This is a genomic window from Rhodospirillales bacterium RIFCSPLOWO2_02_FULL_58_16 (assembly GCA_001830425.1).
Taxonomy (GTDB): Bacteria; Pseudomonadota; Alphaproteobacteria; order Rhodospirillales; family 2-02-FULL-58-16; genus 2-02-FULL-58-16.
Genome location: MIAA01000038.1, coordinates 21356 through 27824, shown reverse-complemented (window position 1 = coordinate 27824; position 6469 = coordinate 21356). Strand labels below are relative to the sequence as shown.

The following is a 6469-nucleotide window of genomic DNA, read 5'->3' as shown; positions in this document are numbered from 1 at the left end:
CTTTACTTCTTCTCTATGCCTCTGTGTCTCTGTGGTCAAAAAACAGTTGCTTTTACGATTTCCCCTCGACCGGCCTTCCGGCCAGTTTCCAGTCGGGGAATCCGCCTTCCAGCCGCAAGGCCTGATAACCCATCTCGCGCAATTTGGCGACGGCGTCAAAGGCGAGCAGACAATAGGGGCCACGACAGTAGGCGACCACCTCGACGCCGGCGGGCAGTTCGGAGCGCCGCGCCTCGAAATCCTTGAGCGGGATATTGATGGCGCCGGCGACATGGCCCGAGGCGTATTCCTCGGGTGGGCGCACATCCAGCACGGTGACCGTTCCCTTCTTGATCCGGCGGACCAGTTCGTCAGCCGGCACCGGCTCCAGGCTGTCTTTGGCCTTGAGGTAGCGGATCACCAGCCGGTCCAGTTCGGCCAGATTGCTCTCCGCCGTCCTGCACAAGGCGCCGACCATTTCGACCACCGCGTCTCCGGCGATGGAGTAGATCACCTGCTGGCCGTCCTTGCGCGAGTCGACCAGACCGGCGCGGCGCAAGTGCTGCAAGTGCTGGGAAGTGTTGGCCACCGACATGTCGCTCATTTTGGCCAGCGCCTCGACACTGCGCTCTCCCTGGGCGAGGAAGTCCAGAAGCTCCAGGCGGTTGCCGCTGCTCAACGCCTTGCCGATGACGGCAAGCTGGGCGAACAACTGTTTCTTGACGGTTTTTGTTGACATGGCCCGCTCAGGATATTAAAGCATTCAATTAATCAATTGAATGCTGATGTGTCGTCAGGGACGTTCAATCAAGTTAACTGTATACTCTGAAGAGGCGCGCCATGCACAAGGTTTTAACCTCCTTCGCCAAGACACTGGTCAGCCGCCTCATCGTCATCCTCACCTCACCGTGGGAGTCTTGGGTTTATTGCTCCACTTTCGGCCATAACGACGAGCGCTTCTGATCATTCCCGGTTTTATTATGGAAATTAAAATCAAGCCTATTGGTTTTGCCGGAAATCAGGAAAAGAAACATTTCGGCGGCTGGAATGCCGTAATCACCGATTTAGTCATTGATGAAAAATATCAGGAGGCGCTTGACGGCCTGGGTGATTATTCACACCTGATCGTTATTTTTTGGCTGCACGAAGTTAAAACCTGCAAACTCCGGCTTGTTCCGCAAGGAAAAATCGACGATGTGCCGGAAGTCGGAATTTTCGCCTGTCGTTGCCCCGGACGACCGAACCCGATCGGCATTTCGACCGTCAACATCTTGTCCATAAAAGATAATGTTATAACCGTAAAAGGCCTGGACGTGATTAACGGCACGCCCGTTATTGATATAAAACCTTATACGCCGCAGTATGACGCGGTTGCCGAAGCAATAGTCCCGGAATGGGTAGCTGAACTGGATTACTGATTTTCTCTGGCGGCCAGCGCCGCCAGCGCCTGATCGACCAGTTCCTTCAGGATTTCCGCCGTCGGCTGCTCGCATGTCACCATGCCGACGCTCTGGCCCGCCATCATCGAGCCGTTTTCCACGTCGCCGTCGATGGCGGCGCGTTTCAGGGCGCCCGCCCAGAAATGCTCGATTTCCAACTGCGCCGCTTTTTGGTCCAATTCGCCTTTGTTGAAGCGTTCGATAACCTTGCGTTGGGTCTCCATGAACTCGCGGGTGCCGTTGTTGACCAGGGCGCGCACCGGAATAACCGGAAACTTGGGGTCCAGTTGCACCGTCGGCACGGCTTCACGCGCCGAGGCGCGGATGAAGGCTTTCTTGAAGGCGGGGTGAGCGATGCACTCGGTGGCGCAGACAAAGCGGGTGCCTAACTGGCATCCGGCGGCGCCCATCTCCAGGTAGGAGAGCATGGCTTCGCCGCGACCGATTCCGCCGGCGACGAAGACAGGAACTTCTTTCACATGGGGCAGGATTTCCTGAACCAGGATGCTGGTGGCCACCGGCCCGATATGGCCGCCGGCTTCGGCGCCCTCGACGACCAGGGCGTCGGCGCCGCTGCGGACCAGCCTCTTGGCAAGCGCCAGGGCGGGAGCAAAGCAGATAACCTTGGCGCCGATTTCCTTGATGCGCGTGATGGAAGTCGAGTTGGGCAGGCCGCCGGCCAAAACCACATATGCCGTTTTATGCCCGCCGCACACGTCGATCAGGGCTTCCAGATCAGGGTGCATGGTTATCAGATTGACGCCGAACGGCTTGCCGGTCAGCGCCTTAGTGGCGGTGATTTCCGCATCCAGCAGTTTCGGCGTCATTGAGCCGCAGGCAATTACGCCGAAACCTCCGGCATTGGAAATCGCCGAGACCAAATGGCGTTCCGACAGCCAGGACATGGCGCCGCCCATGATGGCGTACTCACAGCCGAGAAATTCCCGGCCCCGCTTCCATAGACGGTCAAGCTGCTGTTTCGGCTCAGTCACTATCAAGCCCATAGGCGGTGTGCAGCGCCCGCACCGCCAGTTCAGTGTATTCATCGGCCACCAGCACGCTGACCTTGATTTCCGAGGTGGAGATCACCTGGATATTGATGCCTTTGTCAGCCAGCGTTTGGAACATGCGAAGCGCAACGCCGGCGTGGCTGCGCATGCCGACGCCGACGACCGAAATCTTCACCACGTCGGAATCGGAAACAAGGGATTTATAGTTCAGGTCTTCCTGCTTCTTTTCCAGCACCGCCACCGCCCGCGCCAGGTCCGCCTTGGCCACGGTGAAGGTAAGGTCGGTGCTGGCGCCGTCGGCCGAGACGTTCTGGACGATCATATCGACGTTGATGCCGGCGTCGGCCAATGGTCCGAAAATGTTGGCGGCGACGCCGGGCCTGTCGGCTACCCGGATAAGGGTGATCTTGGCCTCGTCGCGATTGTAGGCGATTCCGCTGACTATCTCTTGTTCCACGATTTCGTCCTCATTTACCACCAGGGTGCCGGGTTCATCGGAAAAGCTGGACAGAACCTGCGTTCTCACGCGGTGCTTCATCGCCATTTCCACGGAGCGGGTCTGCAAGACCTTGGCTCCCAGCGAAGCCATCTCCAGCATTTCTTCGTAAGTGATCTTATTCAGTTTACGCGCCTTGGCAACGATGCGCGGGTCGGATGTATAGATTCCATCCACGTCGGTGTAAATATCACAACGATCAGCGCCCAGAGCCGCCGCTATCGCCACCGCGCTGGTATCGCTTCCGCCCCTGCCCAGCGTGGTGATCCGGTTATCCGGCCCCAGCCCCTGAAAGCCGGTGATGACGGGAACCTCGCCGTTATTCATGCGTTTCTCAAGTTCCGCCACTTCGACGGATTCGATGCGGGCCTTGCCGTGAACGCCGCATGTCCTGATCGGAATTTGCCAGCCCTGCCAGGAACGGGCGTTGACGCCCATGTTCTGCAAGGCGATGGCCAGAAGGCCGGCCGTTACCTGTTCGCCGGTGGAAACCACCGCGTCATATTCACGGGCGTCATACAGATTGGTAATGGAATCGGCATATCCGACCAGCTTGTTGGTGACCTCGGCCATGGCCGAAACCACCACCGCCGCCTGATTGCCGGCGTCCAGTTCCCGCTTGACGCGCAGGGCGGCATTCTTGATGCGGTCGATATCCGCCACCGAGGTGCCGCCGAATTTTTGAACGATGCGAGCCATGATTCTATGCGGTCAAATTATCAAATGTTGCAGGGCAACGGGCGGACATACATACTCTACAACGCTGAAATTAGGCAACCCCGGAGGAATCCTATGGCCGCCGCCCGTGAATCTGAAAGAGGAACGGCCTCTCCTGATGAGGTGGCGCGTTTTTCGGCCATGGCCGACGCATGGTGGGAGCCGAACGGCAAATTCAAGCCCCTGCATGAGTTAAACCCGCCGCGCATCGCCTTTATCCGCGATTTTACCTGCGCTCGTTTCAAACGCGACGCCGGGGACGAAAAGCCCTTCGCCGGCCTGAGCATCCTCGACATCGGCTGCGGCGGCGGGCTGTTGAGCGAGCCGATGAAGCGACTCGGCGCCGCCGTCACCGGCATCGACGCCTCGGAAAAGAATATCGCCGTAGCCCGACTTCACGCCGAAAAAAGCGGTCTTGAAATCGACTATCGTTGCGCCCCTCCCGAAGACCTGATCAAGGACAAAAAACGATTCGATCTGGTTCTCGCCATGGAAGTGGTGGAGCATGTGGCCGACCTCGACGCTTTCTTCAAGGCGGGCGCGGAACTGGTCAGGCCGGGCGGAGTCATGGCCGTCTCGACGCTGAACCGCACCATGAAATCATTTCTGCTGGCCAAGGTCGCCAGCGAATATATTCTGCGCTGGCTGCCCGTCGGCACCCACGACTGGAACAAGTTCGTCAAACCTTCCGAACTGGTGAGGGGCCTGGAGCCGTTCGGCGTGAAAATCATTGAATTATCCGGCGTTGCCTACAACCCGCTTTCCGGCGAATGGCGACTGAGTCGCGACCTGACGGTTAATTACATGGCGTTCGGGGTGAAGGAATAAGGCTTTTTTCATTTTTCCCCTCCTTACCAAGGAAGGGGCGGGGAGAGGTTGCCGCCGATACCCCCTGACACCCGGCGCGTTGACTGTAAGAAACACCGTTTTATGAAACACAGAGGCTCAGAGACACAGAGGAGGATAGAAAAAAAGAAAAAGCAGAAGAAAACTTCGCTTGATCTTCTCTGCGCCTCTGTGCCTCTGTGGCCAAAACACACAGGCTGATAATTCCCTCTTTGACCCCCTCCTGACCTCCCCCTTGAAGCAAGGGGGAGGAATTTTTTCTCCTCCTTACCAAGGAGGCCGCCCACTTTTTTTCCCCTCCTTACCAAGGAGGGGCAGGGAGAGGTTGCCGCCGATATCCCCTAACGCCCGGCGCGTTGACTGTAAGAAACACCGTTTTATGAAACACAGAGGCTCAGAGATACAGAGGAGGATAGAAAAAAAGAAAAAGCAGAAGAAAACTTCGCTTGATCTTCTCTGCGCCTCTGCGCCTCTGTGGCCAAAACACACAGGCTGACAATTCCCTCTTTGACCCCCTCCTGACCTCCCCCTTGAAGCAAGGGGGAGGAATTTTTTCTCCTCCTTGCCAAGGAGGCCGCCCACTTTTTTCCCCTCCTTACCAAGGAAGGGGCGGGGAGAGGTTGCCGCCGATACCCCCTGACACCCGGCGCGTTGACTGAAAGAAACACCGTGATAAAAACACACAGGCTGACAATTCCCTCTTCGATACCCCCTCCTGACCTTCCCCTTGTTGAGGGGGAGGAAATTTCTACTTCCCGTGCTTCTTCGTCCACTCCCGCGCGCGTTCCTGCGCCGTTGCGATATCGGCGGCGGGCATTCTTTTCTCAATCGCATCCCGGTTTTTTTTCGCCTTGTCGTTGCTCTGCGAGGCGGCGAGATTATACCACATATGCGCCGCGATATCGTCGCGGGCGACGCCCTCTCCATTGTCGTAAGCCACGCCCAGATTGTATTGGGCGTGAACATCGCCCTGCTCGGCGGCGAGTTGATGCCACTTCGCCGCCTCCTTGTAATTTTGCGGAATTCCGTTCCCGATGTAGTGCTTGAAACCAAGATTATTCTGGGCCTGAAGGTTGCCCTGTTCGGCGGCGAGCCGGTACCACTTTACGGCTTCAATTTGATCTTGAGGAACGCCTTGGCCTTTTTCGTATATCTCGCCCAGCTCCAACTGGAATCCGGCATTACCCTGTTCGGCGGCGAGCCGGCGCCATTTTACGGCTTCCATATGGTCCTGGGGGACGCCCAGCCCCTTTGCGTACATCTTGCCCAGACTGTATTGGGCATCGGCATTCTTCTGATTGGCGGCTAGACGGAACCACTTCAGCGCTTCTTCATAGTCTTTGGTAACGGATTGCCCTATTTCGTGCATCTTGCCCAGATTGTACTGGGCCTCGGCATCTTCCTGTTCGGCGGCGATATGGAACCATTTGAGCGCTTCTTCCTGGTTCAGAGTGACGCCGCGCCCGTTGAGATACATAAAACCAAGCCCGGAAGCGGCAGGGGCATATTGTTGTTCGGCGGCAAGGCGAAACAACTTTACCGCTTCTTCGTCGTCTCGGGGAACGCCTTTTCCCTGGGCATGCATCAGGCCCAGATGGTATTGAGCCTCGGCATTCCCCTGTTCAGCGGCGAGCCGGCGCCACTTGGCCGCTTCCTTGTAATCGGGCGGGGCGTCTTTTACTTTTTCAAGCCACGCGGCGAGATTGTTTTGAGCGGCGACATTCCCCTGTTCAGCGGCGAGACGGAGCCACTTGCCTGCTTCCTTGTAGTCCTGGGGAACGCCTTGTCCCTGATCATACATCATGCCGAGAAAAGACTGCGCCTCGGCATTCCCCTGTTCGGCAAGCGGATTCCACTCTTGCCGCGCCGTCGCATAGTCTCCTCTGTCAAACGCCCTTAATCCCGCAGCAAAATCTGCGGCAAGCGCAGGAAAGGCCGTCAACATGAACAACAAGAAAAGACGGAGAAACAGCCGCTTCATT

Annotated in this window: 6 protein-coding genes; 2 read left to right on the top strand and 4 right to left on the bottom strand. The window is 57.4% G+C overall.

Features of this window, described 5'->3' with window-relative positions:
* Positions 1-52 precede the first annotated feature (52 nt).
* The gene (locus A3H92_06115) at positions 53-718 is read right to left on the bottom strand and encodes an ArsR family transcriptional regulator (GenBank protein ID OHC74094.1); all 666 of its coding nucleotides are present in this window, start codon (positions 716-718) and stop codon (positions 53-55) included.
* Between the two features lie 241 nt (positions 719-959).
* Here A3H92_06115 and A3H92_06110 point away from each other — a divergent pair, with 241 nt between their 5' ends.
* On the top strand, positions 960-1397 hold the full coding sequence (locus A3H92_06110; protein ID OHC74093.1) for a tRNA (N6-threonylcarbamoyladenosine(37)-N6)-methyltransferase TrmO: 438 nt from the start codon (positions 960-962) through the stop codon (positions 1395-1397).
* On the opposite strand, the gene A3H92_06105 is transcribed toward A3H92_06110, so the two are convergent.
* Positions 1391-2422 (bottom strand): 2-nitropropane dioxygenase, encoded by a 1032-nt coding sequence (locus A3H92_06105; GenBank protein ID OHC74092.1) that lies wholly within the window; start codon positions 2420-2422, stop codon positions 1391-1393. The genes A3H92_06110 and A3H92_06105 overlap by 7 nt on opposite strands.
* A complete protein-coding gene (locus A3H92_06100) occupies positions 2403-3623 on the bottom strand; it encodes an aspartate kinase (GenBank protein ID OHC74091.1) in 1221 nt (406 codons plus the stop codon). Before A3H92_06100 ends, A3H92_06105 begins: the two co-directional genes overlap by 20 nt.
* A 93-nt stretch (positions 3624-3716) precedes the next feature.
* On the opposite strand from A3H92_06100, the gene A3H92_06095 reads away from it, so the two are divergent.
* A complete protein-coding gene (locus A3H92_06095) occupies positions 3717-4469 on the top strand; it encodes a bifunctional 3-demethylubiquinol 3-O-methyltransferase/2-polyprenyl-6-hydroxyphenol methylase (GenBank protein OHC74090.1) in 753 nt (250 codons plus the stop codon).
* A 766-nt stretch (positions 4470-5235) separates the two neighbouring features.
* Here the strand turns inward: A3H92_06095 and A3H92_06090 are convergent.
* On the bottom strand, positions 5236-6468 hold the full coding sequence (locus tag A3H92_06090; GenBank protein ID OHC74089.1) for a hypothetical protein: 1233 nt from the start codon (positions 6466-6468) through the stop codon (positions 5236-5238).
* Between the last annotated feature and the right edge of the window lies 1 nt (position 6469).

Coding starts and splice junctions, on each gene's coding strand:
- A3H92_06115 (OHC74094.1), bottom strand. CDS start 718: ATGTCAACAAAAACCGTCAAGAAACAGTTGTTCGCCCAGCTTGCCGTC.
- A3H92_06110 (OHC74093.1), top strand. CDS start 960: ATGGAAATTAAAATCAAGCCTATTGGTTTTGCCGGAAATCAGGAAAAG.
- A3H92_06105 (OHC74092.1), bottom strand. CDS start 2,422: ATGGGCTTGATAGTGACTGAGCCGAAACAGCAGCTTGACCGTCTATGG.
- A3H92_06100 (OHC74091.1), bottom strand. CDS start 3,623: ATGGCTCGCATCGTTCAAAAATTCGGCGGCACCTCGGTGGCGGATATC.
- A3H92_06095 (OHC74090.1), top strand. CDS start 3,717: ATGGCCGCCGCCCGTGAATCTGAAAGAGGAACGGCCTCTCCTGATGAG.
- A3H92_06090 (OHC74089.1), bottom strand. CDS start 6,468: ATGAAGCGGCTGTTTCTCCGTCTTTTCTTGTTGTTCATGTTGACGGCC.